The 15,902-nt window shown below is 71.3% G+C and carries 13 protein-coding genes; 10 read left to right on the forward strand and 3 right to left on the reverse strand.

Features of this window, described 5'->3' with window-relative positions; all coding sequences use genetic code 11:
* Positions 1 to 258 precede the first annotated feature (258 nt).
* The 3 genes from CHF16_RS11655 to CHF16_RS11665 all read right to left on the reverse strand — a co-directional run bounded on the left by CHF16_RS11655 (position 259) and on the right by CHF16_RS11665 (position 3,371).
* Positions 259 to 939, reverse strand: coding sequence for a response regulator (locus CHF16_RS11655; RefSeq protein WP_089326022.1), 681 nt, complete (start codon positions 937 to 939; stop codon positions 259 to 261).
* Between the two features lie 166 nt (positions 940 to 1,105).
* The gene (locus CHF16_RS11660) at positions 1,106 to 2,338 is read right to left on the reverse strand and encodes a sensor histidine kinase (protein WP_425427487.1); all 1,233 of its coding nucleotides are present in this window, start codon (positions 2,336 to 2,338) and stop codon (positions 1,106 to 1,108) included.
* A gap of 166 nt (positions 2,339 to 2,504) precedes the next feature.
* Positions 2,505 to 3,371 (reverse strand): RecB family exonuclease, encoded by an 867-nt coding sequence (locus tag CHF16_RS11665; RefSeq protein ID WP_281259341.1) that lies wholly within the window; start codon positions 3,369 to 3,371, stop codon positions 2,505 to 2,507.
* Between the two features lie 235 nt (positions 3,372 to 3,606).
* On the opposite strand from CHF16_RS11665, the gene CHF16_RS11670 reads away from it, so the two are divergent.
* The 10 genes from CHF16_RS11670 to CHF16_RS11715 all read left to right on the forward strand — a co-directional run bounded on the left by CHF16_RS11670 (position 3,607) and on the right by CHF16_RS11715 (position 15,863).
* Positions 3,607 to 4,794: a site-2 protease family protein gene (locus CHF16_RS11670; protein WP_089325984.1), complete on the forward strand. Its 1,188-nt coding sequence runs from the start codon at positions 3,607 to 3,609 to the stop codon at positions 4,792 to 4,794.
* Between the two features lie 111 nt (positions 4,795 to 4,905).
* A complete protein-coding gene (locus CHF16_RS11675) occupies positions 4,906 to 5,865 on the forward strand; it encodes a tRNA (adenine-N1)-methyltransferase (protein WP_143227949.1) in 960 nt (319 codons plus the stop codon).
* Positions 5,866 to 6,166: 301 nt separating this feature from the next.
* Complete coding sequence (gene arc, locus CHF16_RS11680; protein ID WP_089325985.1) at positions 6,167 to 7,930, forward strand: proteasome ATPase; 1,764 nt, start codon at positions 6,167 to 6,169, stop codon at positions 7,928 to 7,930.
* A 184-nt stretch (positions 7,931 to 8,114) separates the two neighbouring features.
* A complete protein-coding gene (dop, locus tag CHF16_RS11685; protein ID WP_089325986.1) occupies positions 8,115 to 9,632 on the forward strand; it encodes a depupylase/deamidase Dop in 1,518 nt (505 codons plus the stop codon).
* Between the two features lie 284 nt (positions 9,633 to 9,916).
* Entirely contained in the window at positions 9,917 to 10,126 is a 210-nt protein-coding gene (locus tag CHF16_RS11690) for a ubiquitin-like protein Pup (protein WP_089325987.1), read from the forward strand.
* 111 nt (positions 10,127 to 10,237) lie between these two features.
* Positions 10,238 to 11,380: an endonuclease VII domain-containing protein gene (locus tag CHF16_RS40210; protein WP_179271484.1), complete on the forward strand. Its 1,143-nt coding sequence runs from the start codon at positions 10,238 to 10,240 to the stop codon at positions 11,378 to 11,380.
* A gap of 253 nt (positions 11,381 to 11,633) precedes the next feature.
* The gene (gene prcB, locus CHF16_RS11700) at positions 11,634 to 12,479 is read left to right on the forward strand and encodes a proteasome subunit beta (RefSeq protein ID WP_089325989.1); all 846 of its coding nucleotides are present in this window, start codon (positions 11,634 to 11,636) and stop codon (positions 12,477 to 12,479) included.
* A 21-nt stretch (positions 12,480 to 12,500) separates the two neighbouring features.
* The gene (prcA, locus tag CHF16_RS11705) at positions 12,501 to 13,277 is read left to right on the forward strand and encodes a proteasome subunit alpha (protein WP_089326023.1); all 777 of its coding nucleotides are present in this window, start codon (positions 12,501 to 12,503) and stop codon (positions 13,275 to 13,277) included.
* A 176-nt stretch (positions 13,278 to 13,453) separates the two neighbouring features.
* On the forward strand, positions 13,454 to 14,812 hold the full coding sequence (gene pafA, locus CHF16_RS11710; RefSeq protein ID WP_089325990.1) for a Pup--protein ligase: 1,359 nt from the start codon (positions 13,454 to 13,456) through the stop codon (positions 14,810 to 14,812).
* Positions 14,813 to 14,924: 112 nt separating this feature from the next.
* Positions 14,925 to 15,863, forward strand: a complete 939-nt coding sequence (locus tag CHF16_RS11715) for an FKBP-type peptidyl-prolyl cis-trans isomerase (RefSeq protein ID WP_089325991.1) — start codon at positions 14,925 to 14,927, stop codon at positions 15,861 to 15,863.
* Positions 15,864 to 15,902: the final 39 nt, after the last annotated feature.

Genomic DNA, 15,902 nt, shown 5'->3' on the forward strand with positions numbered 1-15,902 from the left:
GTTCCGGACCGCGCACCGAGCCCCCGGGCGATCCGACACCCAGAACACTAGAAGTCCACCCAACCCGAAGGATGCACCCCAGGAACGGACTTGCCGGTCCACCCCTGGCAGGAGGCACCCTCCACCCGTCGTCCTCCGGGAGTAGTCTCCGCGGGGCCCGGCGTCAGGGACGTCTCAGGGACCGACCCTGAGACACCGGCCGGGGACCACCGCCCCGACCGGCCGCGACGGCCGCGCCCGCACCCCGGAGGGCGCCGCTCAGCTCTGCCCCGGCCTGCTCAGACCCGTCTCGTACGCGTACACGACCGCCTGCACCCGGTCCCGCAGCCCCAGCTTCGCCAGGACGTTCCCGACATGCGTCTTCACGGTCGTCTCGCTCACCACCAGCTCCGCCGCGATCTCCGCGTTCGACTGCCCCCGCGCCACGTGCGACAGCACCTCCCGCTCCCGCTCGGTCAGCGTGTCCAGCCCCGGCGGCGGCGACTGGTCCCGCACCGCCGGCAGCCGCGTCGCGAACTTGTCCAGCAGCCGCCGCGTCACCGACGGCGCCACGATCGCGTCGCCCGCCGCCACGATCCGGATCGCCTGCACCAGGTCCTCCGGCGGCGAGTCCTTCAGCAGGAACCCCGACGCCCCCGCCCGCACCGCCTCGATCACGTACTCGTCCAGGTCGAACGTCGTCAGGATCAGCACCTTCGGATCGTGCGACGCCGCGCCCTCCCGGATGATCCGCCGGGTCGCCTCGATGCCGTCCACGCCCGGCATCCGGATGTCCATCAGCACCACGTCCGGCAGCAGCGACCGCGTCATCTCCACCGCCGCCGCGCCGTCCCCGGCCTCGCCGACCACCGCGATGTCGGCCTCCGCCTCCAGGATCAGCCGGAACCCCGTCCGCAGCAGCGGCTGGTCGTCCACGAGCAGCACCCGCACCGCGCTCATCGCGGCACCCCCGCCGGCCGCGCCGCCCCGGCCGGACGCGCCCGGCCGCCCCGCCACCCGCACGGTCGCTCCATCGTTCCCGCTCCTCGCCTCACGACGCTCCTGCCTACCCTCCCGCCCACCGGCGGCCGACCGGCCGGCCGGGAGCACACGCCCTTAGCGGGACTCACGCCTCCAGGGGGAAGCGGGCCCGCACACCGAACCCGCCGCCGACCCGCGGCCCGATCCTCAACTCGCCACCGTACAGCGCCACACGCTCGTACATGCCGACCAGACCGTGCCCCGGATTGTCGCCGTTGTCCGCCATGATCGTCGCCGTGCCGCGCCCGTCGTCCTCGACCTCCACCGTCAGGTCGGCATCGCCGTAGTACAGCCGCACCCACGCCCGCGCCTGCGGGCCCGCGTGCTTCAGCGTGTTCGTCAGCGCCTCCTGGATCAGCCGGAACGCCGCCACGTCCACCCCCGGCGACGGCGACCGCGCCTCACCCTCGATCCACAGCTGCACCGACAGCCCCGTCTCCCGCACATGGTCCAGCAGCTCCCCGAGATCGCCCAGGCCCGGCTGCGGCGCCAGCTCCCGGCCCGCCTGCTCGGCGTCCCGGTCCGTGCGCAGCACCCCCACGATCCGCCGCATCTCGCTCAGCGCCGTCCGCCCGACCTCCTCGATCGTGGACATCGCCTCCCGCGCGCTCCCCGGATCCCGGTCGATGATCCGCCGCGCCGCCCCCGCCTGCACCGTCATCACGCTCACATGGTGCGCCACCACGTCGTGCAGCTCCCGCGCGATCCGCGACCGCTCCTCGATCCGCGCCGCCCGCGCGTCGGTGCCCCGCGCCCGCTCCAGCCGCGCCGCCCGGTCCTCCAGCTCGGTGAAGTACGCGCGCCGCAGCCGCAGGCTCCGCCCCAGCATCCACACGCCGATCACCAGCGCCGAATCGGTGATGACCACCACCGGCTCCAGCGACACCGGCAGCACCAGCAGGTACACCAGGAAGTACACGAACCCGGCCACCCCGCCCAGCGCGCTCTGCGCCAGCCCCCGGTGCGCCGCGACGCCGTACACCGCGATCAGGAACGCCACCACTTCCGGCACGCTCGGCGGATACCGCAGCACCGCCCCGACCATCCCGCCGCCGACGATGAACAGCAGCACCGGCAGCGGATGCCTCCGCCGCCACGCCAGCGCCGCCACCACCGCGGCCACCAGCAGCGCGTTCCACACGTCCGGCGTCCGGAAGCCCGCGAACTCCTCACCCCGCGGAAGCTCCTCCAGCCACAGCTGCGGCAGCCCCACCAGCAGCAGCCCGACCGCCAGCAGAGCGTCGGCCGCCATCGGACGCGCCTGCAGCCAGGCACGAGCGGCATGAAGACCACGGATGCGGGGTGACACGACACTCACCCTAGGAGGTCACGGCAGATCCCCGACCCTCCTGCACGCGGATCCGCGGTCATCCCCAAGGATGAGCCCGCCCCGCCCTCGCGGACAAGCGCCTCACCGCCCTCAGGACATGCGGCCCCGGCTTCACGGGCGCGTGCCCCCGCAGGCCCGCAGGCCCGCAGGCCCGCTACAGGTCGACGTGCTCGCGCACCGGGCCGTCGGACGCCTCGAGATCGGCCGGCGACGAGCGCCGCACCGGCACCTCCGGCAGCGGCGGGGGAGTGCCCCCGAACTCCGGGCACCGCTCCTTGTGGTCGCACCAGTCGCACAACCGGCCCGCCCGCGGCCGCCACTCGCCCGTGTCCATCGCCCGCCGGATCGCCGCCCACAGCGCCTCCACCTTGCGCTGGGTCGCCCGCAGGTCCGCCTCGTCCGGCTCGTACCGCAGGATCTCACCGTTCCCGAGGTACATCAGCTGCAGCAACCGGGGGACCCGCCCCCGCAGCCGCCACAGCACCAGCGCGTAGAACTTCATCTGGAACAGCGCCCGCGCCTCGAAGTCGGCCCGCGGCGCCGTCCCCGTCTTGTAGTCCACGATCCGCACGTCGCCGCTCGGCGCCACGTCCACCCGGTCGATGTACCCCCGCAGCTTCAGCCCCGAGTCCAGCACCGTCTCCACGAACAGCTCCCGCTCCGCCGGCTCCAGCCGGCGCGGATCCTCCAGCGAGAAGTACCGCTCCACCATCCGCCGCGCCTGGCCCAGCCACTCCGCGCGCTCGGCGTCCCCGGCGTCCCCGTCCGCGAACAGCCCCGCCAGCTCCGGCTCCTCCGCCAGCAGCCGCTCCCACTCCGGCGCCAGCATCTCCAGCGCCGCCTCCGGCGTCCGCCCGCCCGTCGGCAGGTCGAACAGCCGCTCCAGCACCGCGTGCACCAGCGTCCCGCGCACCGCCGCCGCGCTCGGCCGCTCCGGGATCCGATCGATCACCCGGAACCGGTACAGCAGTGGACACGTCATGAAATCGCCCGCCCGGGACGGGGACAACGACCCCACCACCGCGACGCCCCCCGCCCCGACACCGCCTGCTCCGGCGCCCCCCGCACCGCCGTCCCGCGCCGACGGAACGGACGCCTCACTACCCGCATCGGTCGTCGTCATGGCACAGCAGACTAGGCGACACCCCCGACGAAAATCCCGCACCCCGCCGCACCCCACCCCACCCGCCGCCACCGCCCCCCGGCACCGGCACCGGCGGCCCCGCACGCCCCCCGGGGGCCGTAGCATCGAAGACGTGACGAACAGCGCGCCCCCGACCCAGGGCAGGAAACCCGCCGGAGGCCCCGGCCACGACGACGACGGCCGCACCCCGCGCCCCGGCCTCTCCATGGGCCGCGTGTTCGGCGTCCCCGTCTACGTCTCACCCAGCTGGTTCCTCGTCGCCGTCCTCGTCACCGTCATGTTCGAAGGCCAAGTCCACGGCGTCGCCGACCGCCCCCTCAGCTACCTCGTCGCCTTCACCTACGCCGTCCTGCTCTACGGCTCGGTCTTCGTCCACGAACTCAGCCACGCCGTCACCGCCCGCATCTTCGGGCTCCCCGTCCGCTCCGTCACCCTCCACGTCCTCGGCGGCGAGACCTCCATCGAACGCGAGGCCCCCACCCCCGGCCGCGAATTCCTCATCGCCTTCGCCGGCCCCCTCACCAACCTCGTCCTCGCCGGCCTCGGCCTCCTCGCCCACGCCACCCTCGCCCTCCCCGACGTCGCCCTCCTGCTCCTCGAAGCCCTCACCTTCGCCAACCTCCTCGTCGGCGTCTTCAACCTCCTGCCCGGCCTGCCCCTCGACGGCGGCCGCCTCGTCCGCGCCGCCGTCTGGAAGGCCACCGGACGCGCCCGCAGCGGCGCCATCATCGCCGGCTGGGTCGGCCGCGCCGTCGCCATCGGCTGCCTCGTCGCCGGCGCCTACCTCGCCACCTACACCACCACCGCCTCCGACGGCGGCATCGGCTGGCTCGCCCTCCTGTGGTCCGCCCTCATCGCCTCCTTCATCTGGGTCGGCGCCACCCAGGCCATCCGCGCCGAGCGCGTCCGCGACCGCATCCCCCTGCTGTCGGCCCGCCGCCTCGCCCGCCGCGCCACCCTCGTCACCGCCGACACCCCCCTCGCCGAGGCCGTCCGCCGCGCCCACGCCGACCACGCCGGCGCCATCGTCATCGCCGACCACGACGGCCGCCCCCTCGGCCTCGTCAGCGAGAAGGCCGTCACCGCCACCCCCGAGCACCGCCGCCCCTGGATCACCGCGGGCGAGCTCTCCCGCGGCGTCCACGACGACCTCACCCTCCCCGCCGACCTCGCCGGCGACGACCTCCTCGACGCCCTCCGCCGCGCCCCCGCCTCCGAATACCTCCTCGTCGAACCCGACGGCCGCCTCTACGGCGTCCTCGCCGTCAGCGACGTCGACCACGCCTTCACCGGCATCTGAGCCACCCCGAACCCGCGTCACCCGCGCCGCACCGGGCACCCCGCAGAGCGCGCCCGGCCCGGCCCCTCGCGCGGCCCGACCTGCCCGCACACGCCGCTAGCCTTGACGACCATGAGCGAACCCCAGCCCAACGGAACCGCCCCCGCCACCGGCCGCATCCCCCACGGCCCCTTCCGCCCCGGCGACCAGGTTCAGCTCACCGACCCCAAGGGCCGCATCAACACCATCACCCTCCAGCCCGGCAAGCTCTACCACTCCCACAAGGGCTCCATCCCCCACGACGACATCATCGGCACCCCCGAAGGAAGCGTCTTCCGCTCCACCGGCGGCATCGAATACCTCGCCTTCCGCCCCCTCCTCGCCGACTACACCCTCCGCATGCCCCGCGGCGCCGCCGTCGTCTACCCCAAGGACGCCGCCCAGATCATCGCCATGGCCGACATCTTCCCCGGCGCCCGCGTCATCGAGGCCGGCGCCGGATCCGGCGCCCTCACCTGCTCCCTCCTGCGCGCCGTCGGCGAACACGGCCTCGTCTCCTCCTACGAGCGCCGCCCCGACTTCGCCGACATCGCCCGCGCCAACGTCGAGAAGTTCTTCGGCGGCCCCCACCCCGCCTGGCGCCTCACCGTCGGCGCCCTCGAGCACGCCCTCGCCGAAACCGACGCCGACCGCGTCGTCCTCGACATGCTCGCCCCCTGGGAGACCCTCGACGCCGTCGCCAAGGCCCTCATCCCCGGCGGCCTCGTCTGCGCCTACATCGCCACCACCACCCAGATGTCCCGCGTCGTCGAGGACCTCCGCGCCCAAGGCAGTTTCGCCGAGCCCTACGCCTTCGAGACCATGCTCCGCTCCTGGCACGTCGACGGGCTCGCCGTCCGCCCCGACCACCGCATGGTCGGCCACACGGGCTTCCTCGTCACCGCCCGCCGCCTCGCCGACGGCGTCACCCCGCCCGCCCGCCGGCGCCGCCCCGCCAAGGGCGCCCACCCCGCCCCCGGCGGCGACGCCCCCCGCGGCGACACGCCCGGCGCCGAACCCGACGACGCGCCCGGGCGCCCCACCGAGTCCTAGATCACACCCCCGCCGCCCGCCCCGCCGCACCGCACCCCGCCCGCACCCCGCGCGACCCCCGTCACGCCCCGCGCACCACCACAGAACTCGGCAAACCCCCCGTCACGACACGCCCGACCCCCTGAACGCCCAGGTCCACACCCCGTAACCCCACGCCCCGCACCACCCCCACAGCACCCCTCCCAACCCTCCCGGAAGACACCCGCACGACACGAACACCGAATGGGCAGGTTACGGAAGCCCTCCAGATAGGTAGGGTCTCAGTAGGTCGTCGGCTCTCTTCGTGAGGAGGTGACGGGGCGTGGCCGCTCGTGACGATGCTGGGGCGCGCAGGGCGCAGCACGAAAAGGAGGTCAGGGACCTCCAAACGCAGATCTCCTTCCTGGAGGAGGAGATCTCCGTGCTGCGCCGCAAGCTCGCGGAATCCCCGCGCCAAGTACGTGTGCTGGAAGAACGCCTCCATGAGGCACAGGCAAACCTGGCCGCCGTAACCGGCCAGAACGAGCGACTCGTAGCGACCCTCAAAGAGGCTCGCGAACAGATCGTGGCGCTCAAGGAGGAGGTCGACAGGCTCGCACAACCACCGTCCGGATTCGGTGTCTTCCTCGAAGCCCGCGACGACGGGACCGTCGACATCTTCACCGGCGGGCGCAAGCTCCGCGTGAACGTCAGCCCCGCCGTCGAGATCGACGAACTCCAGCGCGGCCAAGAGGTCATGCTGAACGAGGCCCTCAACGTTGTCGAAGCCCTCGACTTCGAAGAGCAGGGCGAAGTCGTCATGCTCAAGGAGCTCTTCGATGACGGCGAACGCGCCCTCGTCATCGCGCACGCCGACGAGGAACGCGTCGTCAAGCTCGCCGAGCCGCTCCGCGGAGTCCCGCTCCGCGCCGGCGACTCGCTCATGCTCGAATCAAGGTCCGGCTACGCCTACGAGAAGATCCACAAGGCCGAGGTCGAAGAACTCGTCCTCGAAGAGGTCCCCGACATCTCCTACAACGAGATCGGCGGCCTCGGCTCCCAGATCGAACTGATCCGGGACGCCGTGGAACTTCCCTACCTGCACGCCGACCTGTTCCGGGAGCACCAGCTCCGCCCGCCCAAGGGCGTCCTCCTCTACGGACCGCCCGGCTGCGGGAAGACCCTCATCGCCAAAGCCGTCGCCAACTCCCTCGCCAAGCAGGTCGCGGAGAAGACCGGCCAGGAGGGCAAGAGCTTCTTCCTCAACATCAAGGGCCCCGAGCTGCTCAACAAGTACGTCGGCGAGACCGAGCGGCACATCCGCCTCGTCTTCCAGCGGGCCCGCGAGAAGGCGTCCGCCGGGACCCCCGTCATCGTCTTCTTCGACGAGATGGACTCCATCTTCCGCACCCGCGGCTCCGGAGTCTCCTCCGACGTCGAGAACACCATCGTCCCGCAGCTGCTCAGCGAGATCGACGGCGTCGAAGGCCTGGAGAACGTCATCGTCATCGGCGCGTCCAACCGCGAGGACATGATCGACCCCGCGATCCTGCGCCCCGGCCGGCTCGACGTCAAGATCAAGATCGAGCGGCCGGACGCCGAGGCCGCCAAGGACATCTTCTCCAAGTACATCCTCGGCGGACTCCCGCTCCACCCCGACGACCTCAAGGAGCACGGCGGCTCCCCCGAGGCCACCGTCGACGCCATGATCCAGCGGACCGTCGAGCGCATGTACGCCGAGACCGAGGAGAACCGCTTCCTGGAGGTCACCTACGCCAACGGCGACAAGGAAGTCCTCTACTTCAAGGACTTCAACTCCGGCGCGATGATCCAGAACATCGTCGACCGGGCCAAGAAGATGGCCATCAAGCAGTTCCTCGACACCGGCCAGAAGGGCCTGCGCGTCTCCCACCTCCTCGCCGCCTGCGTCGACGAGTTCAGCGAGAACGAGGACCTGCCCAACACCACCAACCCCGACGACTGGGCCCGCATCTCCGGCAAGAAGGGGGAGCGGATCGTCTACATCCGCACCCTCGTCTCCGGGACCAAGGGCGCCGAGGCCGGCCGGTCCATCGACACCGTCGCCAACACCGGCCAGTACCTGTAACGCCCCGCACCATGACGTCAACCGCGCGGCGGCTCCCCGGAAGGGGGGCCGCCGCGCCCGCGTCCAGGCCCGCACACGGCATGCGGCCCGCCCCGGGCACCCGCCCCGCCCGCCGCCACGCCGCAACCCCCGCCACACCCCGGTCCCGTGGCTCCACCCCCGCCGCCCCGATAGGCTCGACGATATGACTGTTCGGCGGGTGATGGGCATCGAGACCGAGTACGGCATCTCCGTACCGGGGCAGCCAGGGGCCAACGCGATGGTGACCTCCTCCCAGGTCGTCAACGCCTACCTCGCGGCATCGGCCGCGCGGGCCCGCAGGGCGCGCTGGGACTTCGAGGAAGAGAACCCGCTCCGCGACGCCCGCGGCTTCGACCTCGCCCGCGAGGTCGCCGACCCCACCCAGCTCACCGACGAGGACCTCGGCCTCGCCAACGTCATCCTCACCAACGGCGCCCGGCTCTACGTCGACCACGCCCACCCCGAGTACTCCGCGCCCGAATGCACCAACCCCCGCGACGCCGTCCTCTGGGACAAGGCCGGCGAACGCGTCATGGCCGACGCCGCGCAGCGCGCCGCCCTCGTCCCCGGCACCCACCCCATCCAGCTCTACAAGAACAACACCGACAACAAGGGCGCCTCCTACGGCTGCCATGAGAACTACCTCATGCGCCGCGAGACCCCCTTCGCCGACATCGTCCGGCACCTCACCCCCTTCTTCGTCTCCCGCCAGGTCGTCTGCGGCGCCGGCCGCGTCGGCATCGGCGTCGACGGCCGCGGCGACGGCTTCCAGATCAGCCAGCGCGCCGACTTCTTCGAAGTCGAGGTCGGCCTGGAGACCACCCTCAAGCGGCCCATCATCAACACACGCGACGAGCCCCACGCCGACCCCGAGAAGTACCGGCGCCTCCACGTCATCATCGGCGACGCCAACATGGCCGAGCTGTCCACCTACCTCAAGCTCGGCACCACCTCCCTCGTCCTCGCGATGATCGAGGACGGCTTCCTCACCGTCGACCTGTCCGTCGACATGCCCGTCGCCGCGCTCCGCGCCGTCTCCCACGACCCGTCCTGCAAGCACCTGCTCACCCTCCGCGACGGCCGCAAGATGACCGCCGTCCAGCTCCAGATGGAGTACCTCGAGCAGTCCCGCAAGTACGTCGAGGACCGCTTCGGCGCCGACGTGGACGAGATGACCAAGGACGTCCTCGACCGCTGGGAGTCCGTCCTGCACCGCCTCGGCGAGGACCCCATGCAGCTGTCCCGCGAGCTCGACTGGGTCGCCAAGCTCTCCCTGCTGGAGGGCTACCGCAGCCGGGACGGCCTCGACTGGTCCCACCCGCGCCTGCAGCTCGTCGACCTGCAGTACACCGACATCCGGCCCGACAAGGGCCTCTACAACCGCCTCGTGGACCGCGGCCGCATCGACCGGCTCGTCACCGAGGACGAGGTCCAGGCCGCCGTGGAGGACCCGCCCGAGGACACCAGGGCCTACTTCCGCGGCCGCTGCCTGCGCCAGTACGCCGAGTCCGTCGCCGCCGCGTCCTGGGACTCCGTCATCTTCGACGTCCCCGGCCGGGAGTCGCTCCAGCGCGTCCCGACCCTGGAGCCCCTGCGCGGCACCAAGCAGCACGTGGGCGCCCTCCTGGACCGCTGCCGCACCGCCGCCGACCTGGTGGCCACCCTGACCGGCCAGAGCTGACCGGACGCACCGGAGCCGGGCGGCGCGAGAGCGCGCTGCCCGGCCGCACCGCATCCCATTGGATAGTGTGACTATCGAGTTCTATCGCCCCGCTGACCTGCACTGACGGGTGAGGTCTCGGTTTCGTGACCGCTTTGCCCGTTTCGCTGCGCGGCGGACCGGCGATAACCCGAGCATGCCCCCGGCCCGCGGGGAACCGGGACGGCGAAACGGACGTTTCAAGATCCGCTAGCCGTCGGGGATCCCGGCTAGGGTCGGAGGCACCGGCAGAGCGGAGGTACGGAATGGCCACGAAGGACACCGGCGGTCAGAAGCAGACCACCCGGCGCACGGAAGAGGTCGAGGAGACCGAGGCCACGACCACCGAGGACGTGCAAGAGCGCCAGGAGAAGCTCACGGACGACGTGGACTCGATTCTGGACGAAATAGACGAAGTATTGGAAGAGAACGCAGAAGACTTCGTACGCGCCTATATACAAAAGGGCGGCGAATGATCCCGGTATGTCCGATTTGGGTGCCCCGCTAATCGGGCAACGTATCTGGACATTCTGCTCCTAATCTCAAAGCGCTTCGAATGCATGGGCGAGACGGCTAAAGTCTCGCCCATGCGTTCGAAAAAGTGCCTCGACTGCGGCGAGATCAAGCCCGCGACCGAGTTCTGGAAGCTCAGGTCCTCCAAAGACGGTCTTGCTTACTACTGCAAGGTGTGCTTCGGGCTTCGCAACAGTCGTTCATATCGGAAGAAGCAGGCAAGTCTGGGCAAAGATACGAGGGCCTACCGGAGACGCTCGGATATCCCGGAGGGCATGAAGTATTGCCCGCGATGCAAAAGGATCAAGCCCCGGGACGAGTTCGGGAAGAACCGGGCACTACACGACGGACTGGCTGCCTACTGCCGTCCGTGTCACGGCAAGGCGATGCTGGAGAACCGGCAGCGCAACCACGGAAGCAGCCGAAACTACCTGCTCAAGCTGCGTTACGGCATCACCGAGGAGCAGGTCGCGCGGATGATCGCAGAGCAGGGCGGAGTCTGCGCCATCTGCCTGCGGGCCGAGGCGAAGCACGTCGACCACAGCCATCTGACCGGCCTCGTCCGCCGCATCCTCTGCTTCAAGTGCAACGGCGGGCTCGGGCAGTTCCGTGACGACCCCGACCGCATGCGGCTCGCGGCCAACTACCTCGAGCTGCGGGGGCCACATGCCCGGCGGTTGCGCATCGAGATCGGCGCTCCGGTCTTCGGCGGCCCCGACCGCGTGCGCTGGGACCCGTTCTGGCGCACGCGGAGGAGCGCCGCGGGGTCGTCGCGCCACTACCATCTGCGCCAGAAGTACGGCATCAACGACGATGACACGAAGTGGCTCCTCAAGGTGCAGGTGGGGTACTGCGCCGTGTGCTCCGACCATCCCGCCGAGCATGTCGACCACGATCACAGGAGCGGCGCCGTGCGCGGGCTGACGTGTGTGGGCTGCAACACGGGTATGGGCCAGCTGCGGGACGACCCGATCGCCCTGCGCCGCGCGGCGGACTACGTGACCGGCCGGCTCGTGCGGACGGTGCGCGCGGACGGCGGCGGGACGCGGCTGTCGCTCACGGTCCCGGACGTCGACCCGGCGGCGGTGCCGAGGGGCGGCTGGAAGGCGTACTGGGAGGAGGACGGCCGGTTCCGGAAGGAGACTCTGCCGTTCGACGAGGAGCTCGACATGCCGACGTGGGACGAGGCCAGGCAGGATCTGGTGCTGCCCGACTGAGGCGGTCGGAGCGCCGAGTCGCCGTGGTCGGGCGGTCACCCGCGAGTATGTCGGCTGCTCGGTGGGTCTGGGCGGCTCCCGGCCAGGGCGGCTCCCGGCCAGGGCGGCCGTCGCGCGCCGGGGGTTCGCCGTGGGCTGACGCGGGTGGGGATCGCGTGGCATGCGCGCGGGCGACCTTGAACAGTAGGGTCATAGACGTCCGTGCCGGTGGGGTTGCCGACCGCCGGTGCCATGGTGAAGGGAAGGGAGTCGCGTGGCGTCCCACGATTCGCACTTCGGGCGTCTGCCCGGGTTGTTCGCGAACCCGGATACGTCGTCGTTCACCGAGTTCCTGGGGGCGTACTCCCCGCAGTCGCTGCCCGGTGGGCGGACGCCCCCGGTGACGCGGGCGGGCGACGACGTCCCGCACGGGACGACGATCGTCGCGGTGAGCTTCCCCGGCGGGGTGGTGATGGCGGGGGACCGGCGGGCGACCGCGGGCAACGTCATCGCGCAGCGCGACATCGAGAAGGTGTTCCGGGCCGACGAGTTCTCCGCGATCGCGATCGCGGGGACGGCCGGCATCGGGATCGAGATGGTGCGGCTGTTCCAGGTGGAGCTGGAGCACTACGAGAAGCGCGAGGGCCGGACGCTGTCGGTGGAGGGCAAGGCGAACCGGCTGGCGACGATGGTGCGGCAGAACCTCGCGATGGCGATGCAGGGCCTGGCGGTGGTGCCGCTGTTCGCGGGCTACGACGAGGAGCGGGACGAGGGCCGGATCTTCTCCTACGACCCGGCGGGGGGCCGGTACGAGGAGCGGGACTTCCACTCGATCGGCTCGGGGTCGGTGTTCGCGCGCGGCGCGCTGAAGAAGCTGTACCGGGCGGACCTGTCGGCGGAGGACGCGGCGCTGGTGTGCGTGCAGTCGCTGTACGACGCGGCGGACGACGACTCGGCGACGGGCGGGCCCGATCTGACGCGCCGGATCTTCCCGGTGGTGGCGTCGGTGACGTCGGACGGGTATCGCCGGCTGGGCGAGGACGAGGTGGGCGCGCTGGCGCAGGCCGTCGTCGACGGACGTTACGACTCGCCGGGCGGTCCGACCGCCCCGCTGCGATAGAAGGGATCCTGACCGGTGTCCATGCCGTTCTATGTGTCGCCCGAACAGCAGATGAAGGACAAGGCGGACTATGCGCGCAAGGGTATCTCGCGCGGCCGCAGTGTCGTGGTGCTGCAGTACGACGACGGCATCCTGTTCGTGGCGGACAATCCGTCGCGGGCGCTGCACAAGATCAGTGAGATTTACGACCGGATCGCGTTCGCGGCGGTGGGGAAGTACAACGAGTTCGAGAACCTGCGGCTGGGCGGGGTGCGGTACGCCGACATCAACGGGTACCAGTACGACCGCCGGGACGTGACGGCGCGGGGGCTGGCGAACGTGTACGCCCAGTCGCTGGGGACGATCTTCACGGAGACGAACAAGCCGTACGAGGTGGAGCTCGTCGTCGCGGAGGTGGGCGAGGACGCGGAGACCGACCAGATCTACCGGTTGACGTTCGACGGTTCGGTGGCGGACGAGCACGGCTATGTCGCGATGGGCGGGCAGGCGGACGCGGTGGCGCAGTCGCTGAAGGACGGCTACCGCGAGGGCTCGTCGCTGGGGGACGCGCTGCGGACGGCGGTGCGGGCGCTGGAGGCGCAGGATTCGGACCGGCATCTGGAGGCGACGTCGCTGGAGGTCGCGGTGCTGGACCGGAACCGGGAGCACCGGCTGTTCAAGCGGCTGACGGCGGCGCGGATCGCGGAGCTGCTGTCGGCGGCGGAGGAGGGGGCCGGCGGGTCGGGGGCCGCGTCGGGTGGTGCGGAGGCGGGCGGTTCCGCGGGGTCGTCTCCGGCGTCGGGGGCGGACGAGGACTGAGGCCGCGCGGGCCTGTCGCCGTCCCTGCGGGGGCGGGGCGGGCTGTGCGGTCCGGGCCCGTCGTGGCGGTGCGGTGGTGTCCGCTTCGCCGCGGCGGGCTCTGCTGTTGCGGGGCCGCGGGAAACGGTGGGGTCGAGAGACTGCCAAGTGGACGCCGGGCCGCATAGGGTCTTGGTGTGGACAGGCGCATCTTCGGGCTTGAGAACGAGTACGGCGTCACTTGTACCTTCCGGGGGCAGCGCCGGCTGTCGCCGGACGAGGTGGCGCGCTATCTGTTCCGGAGGGTGGTGTCGTGGGGTCGTAGCAGCAATGTGTTCCTGCGCAATGGGGCGCGGCTGTACCTGGACGTGGGGAGTCATCCGGAGTACGCGACGCCGGAGTGCGATTCGGTCGTCGACCTGGTGACGCATGACAAGGCGGGTGAGCGGATCCTGGAGGGTCTGCTGGTGGACGCCGAGCGGCGGCTCCGCGAGGAGGGGATCGCCGGCGACATCTACCTGTTCAAGAACAACACGGATTCGGCGGGGAACTCGTACGGCTGCCACGAGAACTACCTGGTGGGGCGGCACGGGGAGTTCGGCCGGCTGGCCGATGTGCTGATCCCGTACCTGGTGACGCGGCAGATCATCTGCGGTGCGGGGAAGGTGCTGCAGACGCCGCGGGGCGCGGTGTACTGCGTGTCGCAGCGGGCGGAGCACATCTGGGAGGGCGTGTCGTCGGCGACGACGCGGTCGCGTCCGATCATCAACACGCGGGACGAGCCGCACGCGGACGCGGAGCGGTTCCGGCGGCTGCACGTCATCGTCGGCGACTCGAACATGAGCGAGACGACGATGCTGCTGAAGGTCGGGGCGACCGACCTGGTGCTGCGGATGATCGAGGCGGGCGTGGTGATGCGCGACCTGACGCTGGAGAACCCGATCCGGGCGATCCGGGAGGTCAGCCATGACATGACGGGCCGGCGGAAGGTGCGGCTGGCGAACGGCCGGGAGGCGAGTTCGCTGGAGATCCAGAAGGAGTACTTCGGCAAGGCGCGGGACTTCGTGGACGCGCGGGGCGGGGACGCGACGGCGAAGCGGGTGCTGGAGCTGTGGGAGCGGACGCTGCGCGCGGTGGAGACCGGTGATCTGGATCTGGTGTCGCGGGAGATCGACTGGGTGACGAAGTACAAGCTGATCGAGCGGTACCGCCGCAAGTACGATCTGCCGCTGTCGTCGCCGCGGGTGGCGCAGCTGGATCTGACGTACCACGACGTGCACCGCGACCGGGGCCTGTACTACCTGCTGGAGAAGCGGGGCTCGGTGGACCGGGTGACGCGTGATCTGGACATCTTCGAGGCGAAGTCGGTTCCGCCGCAGACGACGCGTGCGCGGTTGCGGGGCGAGTTCATCCGGAAGGCGCAGGAGAAGCGGCGCGACTTCACGGTGGACTGGGTGCATCTGAAGCTGAACGACCAGGCGCAGCGGACGGTGCTGTGCAAGGACCCGTTCCGTTCGGTGGACGAGCGGGTGGACAAGCTGATCGCGGGGATGTAGCGGCCTCCGGGCGGCCTCCGGTGCGACACGCGCGCCGGGGGCTACCGGTGGGTCACCAGGGCGGTAGGGTGAGCGCGCAGTAGCGGTTCGTCGCCCCTCGGAGGACCCCCGTATGCTCCGCCGTTCCCGGTTGCTGTCCGTGGTCGTCGTGCTCGCCGCGCCGTTGGCGCTGTCGGCGGGATGCTGGTGGGGCGGCGACGGTGTGGGTGTGACGGTGCGGGGCGATTTCGGCAGGTTGCCGGAGGTGAAGTTCCCGAAGGGCGAGCCGGGCGATTCGTTCGCGGTGGAGACGCTGGCGGAGGGTAAGGGCGCGGCGGCCCGCAAGGGTGATCTGGTGGTGGCCGATTATGTGGGCTACCGGTGGAGCAAGGCGGGGCGGAAGCTGCTGGCGAGCAGTTACGCGAAGGGGCAGCCTGCGGCGTTCCCGACGGGCCGGCTGGTGCCGGGGCTGACGAAGGCGTTCGAGGGTGCGCGTGCGGGGTCGCGGGTGGTGGCGCGGATTCCGCCGGAGGACGGTTTCGGGGCGGACGGGGATCCGAAGCACCAGGTGGGTGCGGGTGACACGCTGGTGTACGTCCTGGACGTGCGGGCGGTGTATCCAAAGTCGGCGGGGCCGCACGGGGCGAAGCAGGCGCCGCTGAGCGAGCCGGGGCTGCCGAAGGTGGCGGATGCGCCGGCGGGGCGGGCGCCGGTGGTGACGATGCCGCGGTCGGCGGCGCCGAAGGCGCTGCAGGTGCGGACGCTGGTGCGGGGGGACGGCCCGGCGGTGCGCAAGGGGCAGCTGGCGGTGCTGCAGTACGGCGGGTACTTCTGGCGGGACGGGCGGGTGTTCAATTCGTCGTGGTCGTCGGGGCATCCGCTGGCGGCGGTGCTCGGGACCGGTCAGGTGATGAAGGGCTGGGACCGCGGCCTGGTGGGGCAGCGGGTGGGGAGCCGGCTGCTGCTGGTGGTGCCGCCGTCGCTGGGGTACGGGGCGAAGGGGCTGGCGCAGTTCGGGATCAAGGGTTCGGACACGCTGGTGTTCGTGGTGGACCTCCTCGGCGCGCACTGATCATCACGCCGCGCTGGCCATCACGCCGCGCTGACCGGG

The sequence above is a fragment of the Actinomadura meyerae genome (assembly GCF_900188445.1).
GTDB classification, from domain to species: Bacteria; Actinomycetota; Actinomycetes; order Streptosporangiales; family Streptosporangiaceae; genus Spirillospora; species Spirillospora meyerae.